The 16,382-nt window shown below is 67.8% G+C and carries 19 protein-coding genes; 5 read left to right on the top strand and 14 right to left on the bottom strand.

Annotated elements, in window-relative coordinates; genetic code table 11:
- Window positions 1–32 precede the first annotated feature (32 nt).
- The gene (locus NOV86_RS03245; protein ID WP_267639792.1) at window positions 33–500 is read right to left on the bottom strand and encodes a GNAT family N-acetyltransferase; all 468 of its coding nucleotides are present in this window, start codon (window positions 498–500) and stop codon (window positions 33–35) included.
- Window positions 501–611: 111 nt separating this feature from the next.
- On the opposite strand from NOV86_RS03245, the gene NOV86_RS03240 reads away from it, so the two are divergent.
- Entirely contained in the window at window positions 612–1,988 is a 1,377-nt protein-coding gene (locus NOV86_RS03240) for a PAS domain-containing protein (RefSeq protein WP_267639791.1), read from the top strand.
- A 10-nt stretch (window positions 1,989–1,998) separates the two neighbouring features.
- Here NOV86_RS03240 and NOV86_RS03235 read toward each other — a convergent pair whose 3' ends face one another.
- From NOV86_RS03235 to NOV86_RS03210, 6 genes are all read right to left on the bottom strand, one after another.
- The gene (locus NOV86_RS03235) at window positions 1,999–2,631 is read right to left on the bottom strand and encodes an FkbM family methyltransferase (RefSeq protein WP_267639790.1); all 633 of its coding nucleotides are present in this window, start codon (window positions 2,629–2,631) and stop codon (window positions 1,999–2,001) included.
- 82 nt (window positions 2,632–2,713) lie between these two features.
- Window positions 2,714–3,019 (bottom strand): chorismate mutase, encoded by a 306-nt coding sequence (locus NOV86_RS03230; RefSeq protein ID WP_368408717.1) that lies wholly within the window; start codon window positions 3,017–3,019, stop codon window positions 2,714–2,716.
- On the bottom strand, window positions 2,977–3,837 hold the full coding sequence (locus NOV86_RS03225; RefSeq protein WP_267639789.1) for a shikimate kinase: 861 nt from the start codon (window positions 3,835–3,837) through the stop codon (window positions 2,977–2,979). Before NOV86_RS03225 ends, NOV86_RS03230 begins: the two co-directional genes overlap by 43 nt.
- Window positions 3,838–3,962: 125 nt before the next feature.
- A complete protein-coding gene (locus tag NOV86_RS03220; RefSeq protein ID WP_267639788.1) occupies window positions 3,963–4,976 on the bottom strand; it encodes an NAD-dependent epimerase/dehydratase family protein in 1,014 nt (337 codons plus the stop codon).
- A 243-nt stretch (window positions 4,977–5,219) separates the two neighbouring features.
- A complete protein-coding gene (locus NOV86_RS03215) occupies window positions 5,220–6,200 on the bottom strand; it encodes an NAD-dependent epimerase/dehydratase family protein (protein ID WP_267639787.1) in 981 nt (326 codons plus the stop codon).
- A gap of 62 nt (window positions 6,201–6,262) precedes the next feature.
- A complete protein-coding gene (locus NOV86_RS03210) occupies window positions 6,263–7,201 on the bottom strand; it encodes a DNA-3-methyladenine glycosylase family protein (protein WP_267639786.1) in 939 nt (312 codons plus the stop codon).
- A gap of 107 nt (window positions 7,202–7,308) precedes the next feature.
- Here NOV86_RS03210 and NOV86_RS03205 point away from each other — a divergent pair, with 107 nt between their 5' ends.
- Entirely contained in the window at window positions 7,309–7,791 is a 483-nt protein-coding gene (locus tag NOV86_RS03205) for a DUF555 domain-containing protein (RefSeq protein WP_267639785.1), read from the top strand.
- Window positions 7,792–7,857: 66 nt separating this feature from the next.
- Here NOV86_RS03205 and NOV86_RS03200 read toward each other — a convergent pair whose 3' ends face one another.
- Window positions 7,858–8,097, bottom strand: coding sequence for a UPF0058 family protein (locus NOV86_RS03200; RefSeq protein ID WP_267639784.1), 240 nt, complete (start codon window positions 8,095–8,097; stop codon window positions 7,858–7,860).
- Window positions 8,098–8,298: 201 nt separating this feature from the next.
- On the opposite strand from NOV86_RS03200, the gene NOV86_RS03195 reads away from it, so the two are divergent.
- Complete coding sequence (locus NOV86_RS03195; RefSeq protein ID WP_267639783.1) at window positions 8,299–8,706, top strand: translation initiation factor IF-2 subunit beta; 408 nt, start codon at window positions 8,299–8,301, stop codon at window positions 8,704–8,706.
- 6 nt (window positions 8,707–8,712) lie between these two features.
- On the opposite strand, the gene NOV86_RS03190 is transcribed toward NOV86_RS03195, so the two are convergent.
- The 6 genes from NOV86_RS03190 to NOV86_RS03165 form a co-directional block, all read right to left on the bottom strand.
- Window positions 8,713–8,892, bottom strand: a complete 180-nt coding sequence (locus NOV86_RS03190; protein WP_267639782.1) for a DUF7836 family putative zinc-binding protein — start codon at window positions 8,890–8,892, stop codon at window positions 8,713–8,715.
- An 87-nt stretch (window positions 8,893–8,979) separates the two neighbouring features.
- Window positions 8,980–9,945 carry a transcription initiation factor IIB gene (locus NOV86_RS03185; protein WP_267639781.1) on the bottom strand — a complete coding sequence of 322 codons (966 nt, stop codon included), beginning with the start codon at window positions 9,943–9,945 and terminating at the stop codon, window positions 8,980–8,982.
- 228 nt (window positions 9,946–10,173) lie between these two features.
- Window positions 10,174–12,210 (bottom strand): DUF7282 domain-containing protein, encoded by a 2,037-nt coding sequence (locus tag NOV86_RS03180; RefSeq protein WP_267639780.1) that lies wholly within the window; start codon window positions 12,208–12,210, stop codon window positions 10,174–10,176.
- 206 nt (window positions 12,211–12,416) lie between these two features.
- Entirely contained in the window at window positions 12,417–12,728 is a 312-nt protein-coding gene (locus tag NOV86_RS03175; RefSeq protein ID WP_267639779.1) for a DUF8036 family membrane protein, read from the bottom strand.
- A gap of 55 nt (window positions 12,729–12,783) precedes the next feature.
- Window positions 12,784–13,059: a winged helix-turn-helix domain-containing protein gene (locus NOV86_RS03170; RefSeq protein ID WP_267639778.1), complete on the bottom strand. Its 276-nt coding sequence runs from the start codon at window positions 13,057–13,059 to the stop codon at window positions 12,784–12,786.
- A 97-nt stretch (window positions 13,060–13,156) separates the two neighbouring features.
- Entirely contained in the window at window positions 13,157–13,441 is a 285-nt protein-coding gene (locus NOV86_RS03165; RefSeq protein WP_267641700.1) for a DUF357 domain-containing protein, read from the bottom strand.
- A gap of 122 nt (window positions 13,442–13,563) precedes the next feature.
- Here NOV86_RS03165 and NOV86_RS03160 point away from each other — a divergent pair, with 122 nt between their 5' ends.
- Both NOV86_RS03160 and NOV86_RS03155 read left to right on the top strand, forming a co-directional pair.
- Window positions 13,564–15,054 (top strand): TIGR00341 family protein, encoded by a 1,491-nt coding sequence (locus NOV86_RS03160; protein WP_267639777.1) that lies wholly within the window; start codon window positions 13,564–13,566, stop codon window positions 15,052–15,054.
- Window positions 14,999–16,324, top strand: a complete 1,326-nt coding sequence (locus NOV86_RS03155; RefSeq protein ID WP_267639776.1) for an FAD-dependent oxidoreductase — start codon at window positions 14,999–15,001, stop codon at window positions 16,322–16,324. Before NOV86_RS03160 ends, NOV86_RS03155 begins: the two co-directional genes overlap by 56 nt.
- Window positions 16,325–16,382 lie beyond the last annotated feature (58 nt).

Below are 16,382 nucleotides of genomic sequence, written 5' to 3'. Positions count from 1 at the left end.
GAACGTCGGGTCGGCCGCGGCTCTCCCGCCGGTCACTCGAGGTCCTGCACGAACGTCACCTGCTTCGGCTCGAAGCCGGTGTCACGGTAGAACCGGCGGGCACCGTCGTTCTCCCACTCGCAGGCGACCTTCAGGTGGTCACAGCCGTTCTCCCTGGCGATGGCCTCGACGCGGGAGACGACCTCCGCACCGTAGCCCTGGTTCCGGTATGGCTCCCTGACGAGCAGGTTGACGATCTTGGTGAAGCGCGTGTACTCGCGCGACGGGTGCTCGCCCTCGCGGGTCGTGACCCAGCCGACGAGCTCACCGCCGTCCTCGACGAGGAACTCGGTCACGTCGTCGCTCTCGAGGTGGCGCCTGAAGCCGTCCGCGGGGACCTCGTCGGGGTCGTCGTAGGACAGTTCGTTGAACGCCGAGTACTGCTCCATCCCCGACGCGAGGGTGTACCAGCACTCGACGAGCGTGTCGAGGTCGTCCTCGGTCGCTTCGATGAGTTGCACGTTCCTGTACTCCAGTGTACTGGGTTATCGGTCTTGCCCCGGTGCGGGAGGGCACCCCAGAACGATTCGGCAGGAGTCTCTAAGTGCGAGCACGACGAGTGTCGAAGCGGAATGGATGCGGACGAGCGACGGCGGGACCCGGAGCGAATCGAGCGGTTCCTCGAACTCGTACTCGACACCGGGGAGATGAACGGGGCCTTCGTGGATACCGACCTCCGGCACACGTGGGTACACAACTCGGGGCCAGAACCTGCGCCCGAGGAGGTCATCGGGAAGAGCGACGCCGAGTTGTTCTCCGAGGAGGTAGCGGCCCCGACCATGGACATCAAGCGAGAGGCGATGGAGACGGAGTCACGGGTCGAACGCGAGTTCACCCTGGTCGAGCCGTGGGGCCAGCACCGCTACCGGGCCGCGGCCGAACCGCTCTACGACGAGTCCGGCGCGGCCGAGGGGGCGATGTTCACGGCCATCGACCTCTCCGAGCGCTACCAGTTCCTCGAACGGACGACGGACGCGGTCTTCACGGTGGATTCCGACTGGGAGATAACCTTCTGGGACGAGCGCATCACGGAGCGAACGGGCGTCGACCCCGAGACGGTCGTCGGCCGGAACCTCTGGGACGCCTTCGGCGACTCGATACCGGACGAACTCGCGACGCGATACCGCGAGACGATGGACACCGGCGAGCCGGCCAGACTGGAGCAGTACCTGCCCGAACCGTACGACTACTGGGTCGAGATACGGGTGTTCGCCGACGACGACGGGCTCTCGGTCTACTCGCGCGACATCACCGACCGGGTCGAACACGAACAGCGCATCGAGCGCCAGCGCGACACCCTCGACCTCCTGAACCAGGTGCTCAGACACGACATCCGGAACGACCTCCAGCTCGTGCTGGCGTACGCGGAATCCATCGTGGACGACCTCGACGAGGAGCACCGGGAGTACGTCGAGGCCATCTGCGACAGCGCCGACCACGCGGTCGATCTGACGACCACCGCGAGAGAGATCTCCGACGTGCTGCTGGCCGACGTCGGAGAGACCGAACAGGTGAACCTCCGTCCGGTCCTCGAGCGCGAGGTCGGGGCCGTCCGGGCGGGGAACCCGGGCGCCGCCATCGCCGTGGAGACCCCGGTCGCCGACGTGACCGTCCCGGCCAACGACCTGGTGAACTCGGTGTTCCGGAACCTGCTGAAGAACGCCGTCATCCACAACGACAAGGAGGTCGCCGATGTGACCGTCTCGACCGCGGTCCATGACGACGAGGTCGTCGTTCGCGTCGCCGACAACGGGCCGGGCATCCCGGACGACCACAAGGAGACGGTGTTCGGGAAAGGCGAGCGGGGCCTCGGGAGCCCGGGGACCGGTATCGGACTCTACCTCGTCAGGACGCTCGTCGAGAGCTACGACGGCCGGGTCACCGTCGCGGACAACGACCCGGAAGGGGCCGTGTTCTCGGTGTGGCTCCCGCTGGCGGAGGAGGCGTGACGACGATAGCTCACGCCGATTCCAGCATCGCGACGTAGTTCACGATGTCGTCGCCGGGGCGTATCGGTTCCTTCCACAGCACCTCGTAGCCGAGCGCGTCGAGTTCGGCCTCGACCGCCGCCTGCGAGCAGCCGACGTGTGGGTGCGCCTCGACGGTCAGGAGGCGGGGCCGGCAGGGCATCCCGCGAAGTATCTCCAGTTCGGCCCCTTCGCAGTCGAGGTCCAGCACGTCGCAGTCGGGCAGTTCGTCGGGCGGGACCTGCTCGCCGTCTGCCTCCCCGAAGATGCGCTCGCTGTTCGCCGAGACGGTCCCCACCGCGGCGTGTTCGACGCTCACCACGTCGGCGACGCGGTTCACGTCGATGGTTCGCCGGAGGATGGCGAGCATCCTCGGACTCGGCTCGTACGTCGTCACCGCCCCCTCGAAGTGTGTCATCCGCGCCGCGACGACCGAGGTGGTGCCCCAGCCGCCACCCACGACGACCACGCGGTCGCCGCGGCGGACGTGGCGCCGGAGCGCCCGGACGACGGTGCCCTCGTGGTCCGGGTAGTGGTCGGCCTCCTCGTCGAACTCGGTGCCGGGGACCGCGACCCCGTTGAGGACGCGTGTGGACGGCACCGGCTCTTCGGTTGCGTCGAGCATGGCTAAGAGCGACTCGGGCGCGTGGGAAAACGGTTCCCCGGGCGTGTGAACTTGTGACGCCCCGAGTAGAAGACGGGCTTCGTCAGCGGTTCTGGCGCTGTTCGACCTTGTTCAACTCGATGAGCAGCCGGAAGATGGCCTTCACGAGGTTCGCGTCGACCTCGAAGCGCTCGGCGTTCGCGCCGGCGCGGTCCATCACCGCCTGCTCCTGCTGTTCGTCGGTGGTCGGGAGGTCCTGGTCCGCCTTGACCTGCGCGATGGTGTCGGCGACGTACGTCCGTCTCGCGATGAGTTCGACGATGTCGCGGTCTATCTCCTCGATCTCCTCGCGGAGCTCGTCGAGGGTCATGTCGTCCGGCAGCCGGTCTGTCGTGTCGTCGTAAGCCATGTGTGTCCGTCTCGTTGGTTCCAGGTGTCTGCGAGCGATTCGAGCGTGTCGCGGTCGCCCACCGCGACGTAGCTGGGGCCGGTGCCCGACAGGGAGACGCCGTCCACGTCGGGCAGGGCTTCGAGCATCGGGTCGGTCGGGAAGCCGAGCGCGCCACAGAAGGCGAAACCGTTGACCGTCATGGCCTCGCCGTAGCGCCCGTCGAGGGCGAGTTCCGCGACGAGGTCGGCCATCGGCGCGACCCGTCTGCACCGCTCCGTATCGGCGTCGGCGCTGAATGCCTGCTGGTCGGGCCACCAGACCAGCACGTCCCAGTCGACCGCCTCGCGGGCGAGCAGTTCGTCCTGCGTGTTGTCGGTGACGGTGATGCCGCCGAGCATGCTGGCGCTGGCGTCGTCGAACGCGCCGGTGACCGTGACGCCGGCGTCGCGGGCGGCCTGCACGCCCAGCCGGCAGGCGTCGAGTGGGTCCGGGTCGACCCCGAGCGCGTCGCAGGTGGCCAGTACGGTGGCGTTGGCCGCGGCGCTCGAGGATTTGAGCCCGGCGGCCATCGGCACCTCGCTCTCGGTCCGCACGTGTGCGCCGGTCGTCGCAGCGTCGTCGCCCCACCGGGCCACCGCGAGCTCCGCGCAGCGCTCGACGAGGCCGGTGTCGGCGTCGGCAGCCTCCGCGACCTCGCCGCGGAACGCCCCCGAGTCGTCGAGGGTGACCTCTGCGGTCGTCTCGAGGTCTATCGCGAAGGCACAGCCTCGTCCGTTGGCGAGCGCGTTGAGCACCGTGCCCGCGGCCGGGGCGGTGGCGCGACCGTGACCGTCCATGTCAGTCCGGACTACGGACGTGAACTTGGGGGTTGCGGTGGGTGCGAATTCGGCCAGTGCTTCGGCGGGTGCGGCAGACGGCGGGCGACCGCGAGAGGTCTCTCCAGCCGCTCCCGCCAGCGTGGTCAGCCCTGGTACGTGGCCGACCTGGGCCCGTCTGAGGCCGGGCCGGGCGTCAACTGCTCGGGCGCCAGCACCTGCTGCAGGCCCTCCGCGAGGGGGCGGTGCTCGATGCCGAGTTCGCGCCTGGCCTTCGCGTTGTCCCCGAGGTAGGTCGCCCCGGCGAGCACGCGCAGGGCCTCCGAACTGTACTCGTCGGGCAGCGAGACGACTCGCTCCGCGAGTTCGGCCAGTCGCGACACCCCCATGAACCACGCCGCCGGCACGGTCCGCGGCGGGTCACGACCGAGGACCTCGCTGGCGCGCTGGACGGCCTCGGCGAGGGTGTGGGGCTCGCCCGCGGTGATGTACGTCTCGCCCGGCACGCCGCGGTCCATGGCGGCGACGTAGCCCTCGACGGCGTCGTCGACGTGCGCCCAGCAGAAGGCCGTCTTGCGGGGGACCACCGGCAGGGTCCCGTCGAGCCAGTCGACCGTCCGGTCGCGCAGCGAGAGCCTGCCATCGGGGCCGTAGATGGCGCCGGGCAGGACCGTCACGACCGGCACCCCCTCGGCGGCCATGGGTTCCGCGACCTCGTGGCGTGCCCGCCACATCGTCTCGTCGTAGACGGAGCGATGTGGTCCCTCGAACCGGTAGTCCTCGCCGACGAGCATGCCGCCGGTGTCCGAGTTCGCGGCGAGGCTCCCCCGGTAGACCACCTTCTCCACGTCGTGCTCGCGGGCGAGTTCGAGGACGTTCCGGGTTCCCCTGACGTTGACGCGTGCGATGGCTGCCGGGTCACGGTGGTCGGCGAGGGACCGCCCGCCGAGGTGGAACACCCTGTCCACGTCCTCGAAGGCGTGGCGGATGCGCTCCTTGGCAGCGACGTGCCCGCCACAGACCATGCAGCCGGACTCCGCCAGGTCGATGGCCTCCTCGGGGTTCTGCACCAGCACTGTCACCTCGTGCCCCCCGACGAGGAGTCTGTCGACCAGTCGGTGCGTGACGAACCCGGTTTCACCCGTGACGAGGTACCGCATACACCATTGCAGAGCAAGGTCGGCCATCAACCCCGCTGGTCCTCCCGGTCGCTCCCGCGCTGGAACGGTGGCGGCGACGCACCCGTCCCGACCGCCGACGCGGCGCCGGTGACACACGCCGCCGGCGGTGGCATTTCACCGCCCCTAAGCCCGCATAACGCGTCGTTACCGGTCGCTCAGGGTGGTCTCGCGGTGACGGGTCGAATCACTGTTGCACGCGCCGAACTGTTTCTGGCGCGCGACTCAGGACTGCCCGAGCAGGGCCTGCTCGTGTTCGAGTACCTCGCGCAGGCCCTCGTCGAAGGGCCGGTGCTCGATGCCGAGTTCGCGCCTGGCCTTCGCGTTGTCCCCGAGGTAGGTCGTCCCGGCGAGCACGCGCAGGGCCTCCGAACTGTACGCGTCGGGCAGCGAGACGACGTGTTCCGCGGCGCCCGCGAGCACCGACAGCGCCCGGAACCACGTCGGCGAGACGGCCCGGGGCGGGTCCCGGCCCACGATGTCGCTGGCGATGGCGAACGCCTCGACCAGCGTGTACGGTTCGCCCGCGACGATGTAGTCCTCGCCCGGGTCGCCCTGCTCCATGGCGGCGACGTGGGCGTCCACGACGTCGTCGACGTGTGCCCAGCAGTAGGCGGTCTCGCGGGGAATGACGGGCAGGTCGCCCTGCAGCCAGTCGACCCAGAGGTCGCGCAGCTGGCTGGTGTCGCCCGGCCCGTAGACCACGCCCGGCATGACCGTGACGATGGGGACCCCTCCCGCGGCCATCGGTGCGGCGACCTCGTGGTGGGCGCGCCACTTCGTCTCGTCGTACACCGAGAGGTGGTCGCCCTCGAAGCGGTAGTCCTCGTCGACGCGCGCCCCGTGCGTGTCCGAGTTGACGGCCAGCGTGCTGGTGTAGACGGCCTTCGGGATGTCGAGTTTGTCGACGAGTTCGAGGACCTTGCGGGTGCCCTCGACGTTGACCTGCTCGAGCAGGCCCGGGTCGTCGACGCCGAGTCGGTACAGCGCGGCGAGGTGGAACACGCCGTCGGTGCCGGCCATGGCCTCGCGCATGCTCGCCTGCTCGGTGACGTCCCCGGCGACGAGTTCGACCCCGTACTCCTCCAGGTCGGCCGCCTCGCCGGGCGAGCGGACGAGGGCCGTCACCTCGTGGCCGTCGTCGACGAGCCGGCGGGCGAGTCTCCCGCCGACGAAGCCCGTCGCGCCGGTGCAAAAGTAGTGCATACGCGGTGCTCCGTTGCCTGCTACATCAAGCTTTCACTCGCCACCGGCTCATCCTCGCCGGCTCACTCCCCGCGAGTCCGGAGCAGGTGGAAGACGTACGTCTGGACGTAGCCGGCGTACTGCCCGCCGAAGGTCTCCCGGAGCGCGCGCGAGGTCTCGGCGTAGTTGCCGCGGTCGCACTCGGGGTAGTAGTCGGCCACGACCGTCTGCATCCAGGTGTCGAGCGGGATGGCCTCGAGGTAGCCCAGCGAGAACAGGAGGATGCAGTCGGCCACCTTGTCGCCGACACCGACGAACGTCGTCATCGCGTCGCGGGCGTCCTCGTAGGCCATGTCGAAGAAGTCCGCGGGGTGGGCCTCGCCCGACGCGACCATCTCGGCGGTGCGCTGGACGTAGGGCGCGCGGTAGCCCAGTCCGAGGTCGCGCAGGTCCTGCTCGGTCGTGGCGGCGAGTTGCTCGGGCCGCGGGAAGGCGTGGTAGGTCCGCCCGTCGAACTCGACCTCGTCGCCGTAGGCGCGCGCCAGCGAGGAGACCATCTCGTGGATGCGCTCGACGCGCATCTGCGCCGAGCAGATGAACGATATCAGGCAACCGAATGGCGGGTCACGCACCAGTCGCAGCCCCCGGTGGGCCTCGTACGCCTCGTGGACGAGGTCGCGGTCCGGCGCGTCGGCGATGATGCGGTCGAGGTCGTCGTCGAGCCGCAGGAGGTGGGTGACGAGGTCGTGGGCGTCGACCGAGGACTCCCACTCGACGGCCTCGTCGGTCACCCGCACCCGGACGACGGTCGGGTCGTCGCCGGCGTCGTCTGGGACGGGCGTCGCGTCGCGGTCCTTCTCGTCGAGGTCGAGGACGGTGTAGTACCACGGCGAGCCGTCGTCGTCGCCCTCGTACATCCGGCCGTCCTCGCGTCGCCAGAGGTAGGACTGGCCGCTCTCGAGGGTGACGTGTGCGTCGAACCCGCCGGAGAGCGACGACAGCGGTATCGTCCCGGTTTCCATCACCCGGGCGTTGGCGTGGGGACGTTTCTGGCTTTCGGGTCGCAGCGGGCGGGGTACCGTGTCAGGGCCAACCTTGATACTACTTGCCCGGGAATGAAAAAACGACTATGAACTGCAGAGTGGTCGTCGAGGCTGCAGTGCCGGTTTACGACGTCGAGACAGAGGACGAGGCGATCCGCATCGCCATCTCGAAGACGGGCGAGATGCTGAATCCCGACCTCAACTACGTCGAGATCAACATGGGGTCGCGGACCTCCCCCGGTGGCGAAGAACTCCCGCCCGCCTTCATCGCAGCCGACGAAGCACTCGTCGCCCTGGAACTGGAGATGACGGTCTTCAACGTCGAGCGCGAGGAGCACGCCTCGCGCATCGCGCGCAAGGAGATCGGCCAGCGCCTGACCAACATCCCGCTCGAGGTCCTCGAGGTCGAGGTCATCGAGGAGGAGGAACTCGACGAGGAGACCGACGACGAGGCCGAGGTCGAACCGGAGGTCAGTTCACCTGACGGCGGCGAGGCTGTCGGCGACGAGGGCGAGGCGGACGACGAGGAAGAGGACGTCCTCCCGGAGTTCGAGGACCTGATAGAGTAACGCGAGACCGGTCGGTAGGGAGGATTCTTTTCGGGGTAAGTTACAGCGTAGGACTGCGCGCCGTCGTCAGTCTGCGGAGATGGCGACGGTCTCTTCGGTCTGCTCCTCGTGCATGTCCGAAGTGATTCCGGTCGCCAGTGCAAAGACTGCTGCCTTGTGGTCGGTTTTCGATTTGTGGATGGACGTTGGGCGAATACCAAGAGACTCGTACTCGTCGAGACTAAGGTCGTCCTCTGTCCGTGTGTCGTAGTGATTGCTTACCTCTGCCAGCAGGCCGTGAAGGTGAATGAGCTCCTGCTTCTTCATAACCAAACTGGTCTACCGGTTCAAGGGTTATATTATTATCCTGAGTCGCGTTAACACACGGCGTCAGTAGATTGGCGGTCTGAATGGGTAGAGCACACCGAAAATACGTTTTCGGGGTTGAATTAAGCAATATTTGCGATAGAAGAACCCAGTTCGGTGGAGTATCAAGATATTTCATCCGCTCGGCCCGAACGTTCCCCCATGGATTACGAAGACCACCTGGACCGAGCGATCGAGGAGTCCGCCGACGTCGAGGCGTCAGGTGACCGCTTCAGCGTCCCGGACCCCGAGGTCCGCCAGGAGGGGAAGATGACCGTCTACGAGAACTTCGACGGCACCGTCGACGTGCTCAACCGCGACGCGAACCACGTCATGAAGTTCCTCCAGAACGAGCTGGGGACGAGCGGCCACATCGACGAGAGCGGGCGCGCACGCCTCACCGGGTCGTTCCGACAGTCCCGCGTCGCGGACGCGCTGGACGCGTACGTCGAGGGATACGTCACCTGTAGCGAGTGCGGGTCGCCCGACACCCATCTCCAGGAGCGACAGGGCACCACCGTCCTGAAGTGCGACGCCTGTGGCGCGCTGTCGTCGGTCAGTCAGGGCTAGAAACCGCTACTGGAGCTGCCGGAGCGCGTCGAGGTCGTGTTCTGTCCGCATGAACTCCGCGGTGCGACGCGTCGCGTGGCAGTTCGGACAACTGAAATTCTTCCGCGGTCCGGGCAAGGAGCCGGGGTTCGACTCCCAGTCTTTCCGGCATTCCGGACACATGAGGCGGACGTAGGTTTCCACCATGGCCGTACCTAACACAGGTGGGTGTGAAAAACTTTGTCGCGGTAAGCGGTACCGTCCGTCAGCCAGCCATCGTCGGCGAGGGGGCGCCTAGAGGGACGTCAGCGAGGTGTCGGAGGCGTCGAGCAGCTCCTTGTACCGGTTGCGGATGGTGACCTCGGAGATGTTCGCCACGTCCGAGACCTGGTTCTGCGTGACCTTCTCGTTGGTCAGCAGGGCGGCGGCGTACACCGCGGCGGCCGCGAGGCCGACGGGGGACTTCCCGGAGTGGATGCCCGCCTCGCGGGCGTTCTCGAGGAGCTGGCGCGCGCGGCGCTCTGCCTCGTCGGAGAGGCCGAGTTCGCTGGCGAACCGGGGGACGTAGTTCTCGGGGTCCGCCGGCTTGATCTCGAGTTTGAGCTCGCGGACGATGTAGCGGTACGTCCGGGTCAGCTCCATCTTGTCGACGCGGCTGACCATGGCCATCTCGTCGAGGCTGCGGGGCGTCCCGGCCTGTCGCGCGGAGGCGTACAGGGCCGCGGTCGCCACACCCTCGATGGAGCGGCCGGGCAGGAGGTCCTCGTTGAGCGCGCGGCGGTAGATGACCGACGCGGTCTCGCGGACGTTGGCCGGGAGGCCCAGCGAACTCGCCATGCGGTCGATCTCGCCGAGCGCCTGCTTCAGGTTGCGCTCTTTCGAGTCGCGGGTGCGGAAGCGCTCGTTCCAGGTGCGGAGGCGCTGCATCTTCTGGCGCTGGCGGGCGCTCAGGGCACGCCCGTAGGCGTCCTTGTCCTGCCAGCCGATGTTGGTCGACAGGCCGTCGTCGTGCATCATCTTCGTCGTCGGGGCGCCGACGCGCGATTTCTCGTCCTTCTCCTTGGAGTCGAACGCGCGCCACTCGGGGCCGTGGTCGATGTTGACCTCCTCGACGACGAGCCCGCACTCGCCACAGACGACCTCGCCGTGGTCGCTGTCGGTGATCAGGTCGCCGCCGCACTCGGGGCAGTCGGTCTGCTCGCGCTGGACCTGTTTCTCTGCCTCGCCAGTGGTGGTCGTTCGGGTGGTGGTGTCGCTCATGATGTATCTCCCTCGTGATGGCCGCGGGCAGGTGCCGGTATGGGTGGAAAAATTCACGCCCAGACGGGGACCCGTCCTCACTCTAAGTAAGACCGCAAACTACTTAAAGTTATTGGTGGGTTTAAATACTCATGAGTTCAAAGCTTATCAGGCCATCGGTAATCGAAAAAAGGTTGATATCACTTTCGACACTCCAAAGAATATAACGCTGGCGGCCGCTGAGGGATGTCAGCGACCGGCGCGCCGGATACCGAATGCCAGCGTGCCAACCAGTGCGAGCGCGACCGCGACGATGCCGAAGCCGGGCGAGCCGCCGCTGTCGGCGTCGTCACCCGTGCCGTCGTCCATCATCGTGGTCCCCTCGCCCATGGTGGTTCCCTCGTCCATGGTCGTCGTCATCGTCGTCTCCGTCATCGACTCGCCCGTGTAGGTCACGGACGCGCCGGAGACGACCGCACCGTTCGCGACGTAGGGGCCGTCAGCACCGCCCTCGCTCTCGACGAAGGCGTACGTCTGGTCGTCGTTCGTGTCGCGGTGGGGCATCGCGATGAGCGTGGAGTCCTCCTCGACCGGCTGGTCGAGCGTGACCGTCACGTTCTCGTGCGTGCCCGGTGCGAGGTACGCGGAGGTGCCGCGGACGCTGTCGAAGACCGCGCCGTCCTGCAGGCTCGCGTCGTGGATGGTGACGAAGCCGCCGTCGTGGAGCGTCACCGAGTCGACCACGACCGTCTCACCCATCGTCTCCTGTGCCTGGAACGTCACGGTCGCCTGGACCGAGGCGCGGGCCGTGTCGACCACGGCACCGCCGTCTGCGGTGTAGGGCCCATCAGCGCCGCCCTCGTCCTCGACGAAGGAGTACGTCTGGTCGTCGTTCGTGTCCTGGTGCGCCATCGGGACCAGCGTCTGCGTGGACCGGATCGGGCTGTCGAGCGTGACGGTCACGTTCTCGTGGTGGCCGGCCTCGAGGTACGCGGAGGTGCCGACCACGCTGTCGAAGGTCGCCCCCGCGAACAGCGAGCTGTCGTGGACCGTCACGAAACCGCCCTCGGAGAGGTCGACGTCCTGCACGACGACCGTGTGCCCGTCGGAGGGCTGGTCGGCCATCGAGACGCTCGCGGAGATGGTGACGTTGCCCGCGTCGACCACGGCGCCACCGTCGGCGGTGTAGGGGCCGTCGTCGCCGCCTTCGCTCTCGACGAAGTCGTAGGCCTGGTCACCGTCGGTGTCCATGTGCGGCATCGCGATGAGGGAGCCGTCCTCGGTCATCGGCTCGTCGAGGACGACCGCGACGTCCTCGTGGTAGCCCGGGGCGAGGTACTGCGAGGTGCCACGGACGCTGTCGAAGACCGCGCCGTCCTGCAGGCTCGCGTCGTGCATCGTCACGAAGCCGCCCTCGGGCAGGAAGACCGAGTCGACGACGACGCGGTGGCCGCCGGCGGCCTGCGCGTCGAACGTCGCGGTCGCCTCGTCGGCGAGCGTCACCGCGGCCGTGTCGACGACCGCGCTCCCGTCGGCGGTGTAGGGCCCGTCGGCCTCACCCTCGGACGTGTCGAAGGTGTACGTCTGGTCACCGTCGGTGTCCCTGTGCGCCATCGGGACCAGCGTCGTGTTCTCCGTCAGGGGCTGCTCCAGCGTGATGCGCACGTTCTCGTGCACGCCTGCGCTCAGGTACTGGGAGGTCCCGCGGATGCTCTCGAAGACGGCGCCCTCGGTCACGGTCGCGTCGTGGACCGTCACGAAGCCGCCCTCGCTCAACTCGACGCGGTCGACGACGACGGTGTCGTTCGCGACCGGGCCGTCGGCCATCGAGACGGTCGCGGAGACCGCCACGTCGGCGGACTGCATCACGATGTCACCGCCGGCCGTGTACGGCCCGTCGACCGAGCCACTCGACGCGACGAAGGAGTAGGTCCGGTCGTCGTTCGTGTCCTGGTGCGCCATCGCGAACAGCGTGGCGTCCGACGAGAGCGTGTCGTCGAGGTGGACGGTGACGTCCTCGTGCGTGCCCGGTTCGAGGTACTGGGAGGTCCCCCGCACGCTCTCGAGCGTCTTCCCGTCACCCAGCGTCGCGTCGTGGATGGTGACGAAGCCACCCTCGGGGAGGGTCACCTCGTCGACCACGACGGTCGAGCCGCCGGAGGTCTGTCCGCTGAACTGTACCGCTGCGTCTGCCGCGGTCGTGCCCTGACCGGCGGCCGCCGTGCCCGCCAGCCCCGTGCTGACGAGCATCGCGACGACCACCAGCGTGGTGATGCGTTGCCGCATACACAGGACGTCGGACAGGGTATTAAAACCGATTTGCCGAACTGCGACCCAACGCTCACCCAATTCTGACCACAGTCTCGTCGCAGTGTTGCGGTTTCTGGGTTCGGCGACACTATGACTAGAATCGGGGAGGAAACGCGGAGGTGTATAAAAAGGCGGGTCGCGGAGAACGGTGCAGGCCGGGGCGGCAGGACGTGTCGACCGCGTCAGTCCCAGGTGACCCAGGCGAGGAACCCGAGGCCGATGGTCTGGAGCGCGTGGATGGCCATCTGCCACTGCCAGACGACGGTCGGCACCAGGCTCTCGTTGTGCCACCACGCCGAGAGGTCCGGGTCGATGAGGTAGTAGTAGAGGATCAGCAGGTTCTCCATGAGCAACAGCGCGGAGAAGACCAGCAGGCCCATCGTGTGCTTCGAGCGGAACTTCACGAAGTTCCGACCCCAGACGTACCCGAGGGAGAGCAGCAACACGACGTTGGCCACCGTCGCGGCCTTCGCCAGGTCGACCCAGATGCTCATCTATTCCTCCGTTTGCTGCAACCGTGGTTATACTCTTTCCCAATTTCGGCCATACTCAGTCCACCTTGTCCATGATGTCTTCGACGGTGTCCCAGTGGTGGCGGGCCTGGTCGGTCGGCAGGTAGATGGCCCCGTAGTCGTCGCCACTGTCTTTCACGATGTCGTTCTCCGCGAGGACGTCGAGGTGGTGTCGCACCGTCTTGTAGTCCAGGTCGAGGTCCTCGGCGAGCTGGTTGGCGTTCCGTGGGCGCTCGTCCAGCGCCCGCAGGATGCGGACGCGGTTCTCGCCACCGCGCGTCCCGGTCAACACGTACCACAGGACCGCCTCCATCGTCTACCCCCGACACGGGCCCCTCATGTAATTCCATCGCCAACGGGCGGCGAGATCCGCCGCGGTCCCGGCGGTCTCGGGCGCGAGTGCGAGCGAGCTACACCGTGAACAGGTGGCCCTCCCGCGGCACCTCGAACAGCCCGATGCGCGCGCCGGCGTCGAGCCACGCGTGCCCGTAGGAGAACGCGGCCAGCGCGTTCACCCAGTCGTCCTGCTCGCGGAAGTGCTCGCCGTCGTCGAGGTAGGACTCGGCCATCTCCAGGCACTCCAGGGCGGCCTCGCCCATCGGCGTGTCCGTCTGGGGCGCGACCTCGGCGGCGTCGAGGGCCTCGGCGAGCAGGTCGTGGTACCGGTTCGTCTTCTCGTGCAGGTCCGCGGCCATGCCCGAGTCGATGCGAGCGCCGGGGGTAAGCCCTTCGTCGTCGACCTGTGGCGAACCCCACCGGTCACCCGCGAGAGGACTTGGCTGCATCGTTATCCGGGGGCCGGCGCAACCCAGAGGAAATGCGTCTCGTACGCGTGCTGGTCGACGAATCGCAGGTGGACGACCTCCTCGACGTGCTCGAAGACGAGAACATCGACCACGTCATCACGTCGGAGGCCCGCCAGGACGACGACGCGGTCGTCATCGAGTTCCCCATCCCCATCCAGGCCGTCGACTACGTCCTCGACCAGTTGCGCGAGGCGGGGCTGGACGACGAACGCTACACCGTCATCTCGACGGCCGAGACGGCCAAGACGAACCACTACGACGAGCTTGAGGACCGGTTCGTCGCGGGCGTCGAGGAGGACGACACGGTCGCCAGCGAGGAGATACGCGGGAAGGCGCTGGGCATGCACCGGAACGCGCTCACCTACTACTCGATGACCGGCCTGAGCGCGGTCGTCGCCGCCATCGGCCTGTTGCTGGACTCGCCGGCCATCGTGGTCGGGGCGATGGTCATCGCGCCACAGGTCGGGCGGGCGCTCATCACGAGCGTCGGCATGGCCCTCGGCGACCGCCGGATGGTGAAACTCGGCGTGCGGACCCAGCTCGCGGGCTACGCGATGGCCGTCGTGGGCGCGACCCTGCTCGGGGTCGGTATCCGGTTCGGCCAGCTACTGCCCGTGAGTCTGCACGTCGCCGGCGTCGGGCAGGTGGCCAAGCGCGTCTCGCCGGGCCTGCTGTCGCTCGCGGTCGCGGTCTGTTCGGGGGCGGCCGGCGCGTTCGGGCTCGCGACCGCGCTCCCCGTCTCGCTCGTCGGCGTCATGATCGCCGCGGCGCTCATCCCGGCCGCGGCCGCGGTCGGCATCGGCATCGCGTGGGGCGAACCGATGGTCGCCATCGGCGCGTTCGTCCTCCTCGTGGCGAACGCGGTCGCGGTGAACCTCTCGGGCTTCGCGGTGCTGTGGTACCTCGGCTACCGCCCCGACGACTGGGAGGGGCTGTCCAGCCTGCGGGCGCCCCGCAAGCACTGGCCGACGTTCGTCACGCTCGTCGTGCTCCTGCTCATCGTGACCGCCGCGGGTACCGTCCTCGCCGGCAAGGCGTCCTTCGACACGCAGACCAACGAGGCCGTCACCGACGTACTCGAGAAGGAGGAGTACGCCGCCCTCGAACTGGTCGCCGTCGAGACGGAGATGACGGGGCTGGACGTCGCCGGGACCGACCCGGCGCGGTCGGTCACCGTGGTCGTCAACCGGCCCGTCGACCAGGAGTTCCCCCGACTCGCCTCGACGTTCGAACGGGCCATCGAACAGCAGACGCGGACGAACGTGTCGGTCGACGTCGAGTTCAACGAGGTCCAGTCGTCCGAGCGACGGAACGGGACGACGAGTGCCGGCGTGACGGGCGCGGCCTGTCCACCCGGACAGTCGTGCCATGCTAGTGCAAGACAGGATGGCGCAAGTCGTGCAGCACAACGCAACTATAAAAGCAGTACAGGCGGTAGGAACAGGCATGACAGACTCGCCGCACGTGGAGATCTACACCAAGGAGAACTGCCCGTACTGTGACAAAGCGAAGGCGCTCTTCGACGAGAAGGGTGTCGAGTACGTCACGTACAACGTGACCGGCGACGACGAGCTGTTCGAGGAGATGGTCGAGCGCGCGAACGGCCGCAAGACCGCGCCCGAGGTGTTCATCGACGACGAACTCATCGGCGGCTGGGACGACACCTGCGCCCTGAACGAGACCGGCGAGCTCGACGAGAAGCTCGGACTGGTCGCAGCCGACGGCGGCGGCGACGTCGCCGAGCACCGGAAGATGATCGTCGCCGGGACCGGCATCGCCGGCCTGACGGCGGCCATCTACGCGGCGCGCTCGAACAACGAGCCCCTCGTCATCGAGGGCGACGAGCCGGGTGGCCAGCTCACCCTGACGACCGACGTGGAGAACTACCCCGGCTTCCCCGAGGGCATCTCCGGGCCCGAGCTCATCAACAACATGAAAGAGCAGGCCAAGAAGTTCGGCGCCGAGACGAAGAACGGCATCATCACGGACGTCGACGACTCCTCGCGCCCGTTCCGCGTCGAACTCAAGGACGGGACGGTCTACACGGCCGACAGCGTCATCGCGGCCTCCGGCGCGTCCGCCCGAACGCTCGACATCCCCGGACAGGACGAGCTGATGGGCTACGGGCTCTCCACGTGTGCGACCTGTGACGGCGCGTTCTTCCGCGGCGAGGACATGCTCGTCGTCGGCGGGGGCGACGCCGCCATGGAGGAGGCCTCCTTCCTCACGAAGTTCGCGAACAAGGTGTACATCGCCCACCGCCGCGACGAGTTCCGCGCCGAGGACGTCTGGATCGACCGCGTCATGGACAAGGCCGACGCCGGCGAGATCGAGGTCCTCTGGAACACGGAGGTCACCGAACTCCACGGCTCCCAGGAGGAGGGGATGGACCACGTCACGCTGGTCGAGCACCCCGAGGGCCACCCGACGGCCAAGCTCGACGACCCAGAGACGAAGGAGTACGACATGGACGTCGGCGCGGTGTTCTACGCCATCGGCCACACGCCGAACACGGGCTACCTCGAGGGCACCGGCGTCGAGATGGACGACGAGGGCTACCTGAAGACGAAGGGCGGCTTCGGCGGCGGCCAGACCGAGACCCACGTCGAGGGCATCTTCGGCGCGGGCGACGTCGTCGACTACCACTACCAGCAGGCGGTCACCGCGGCCGGGATGGGCTGTAAGGCCGCACTCGACGCCGACGAGTACCTCGAGAGCCACGTGGCGACGAAGGCCGCGGGCGCCGAGTCCACGGCCGAGGCCGACGACTGAGTACCCGCTGGGGCGACAACTCAGCGCGGTGAGAACTCACCGACCTGAATACTCTACC

The organism is Haloarchaeobius amylolyticus, assembly GCF_026616195.1.
Classification (GTDB): domain Archaea; phylum Halobacteriota; class Halobacteria; order Halobacteriales; family Natrialbaceae; genus Haloarchaeobius; species Haloarchaeobius amylolyticus.
Note: the sequence above shows the minus strand (reverse complement) of the source record. Positions and strands in the feature narration are given on the sequence as shown.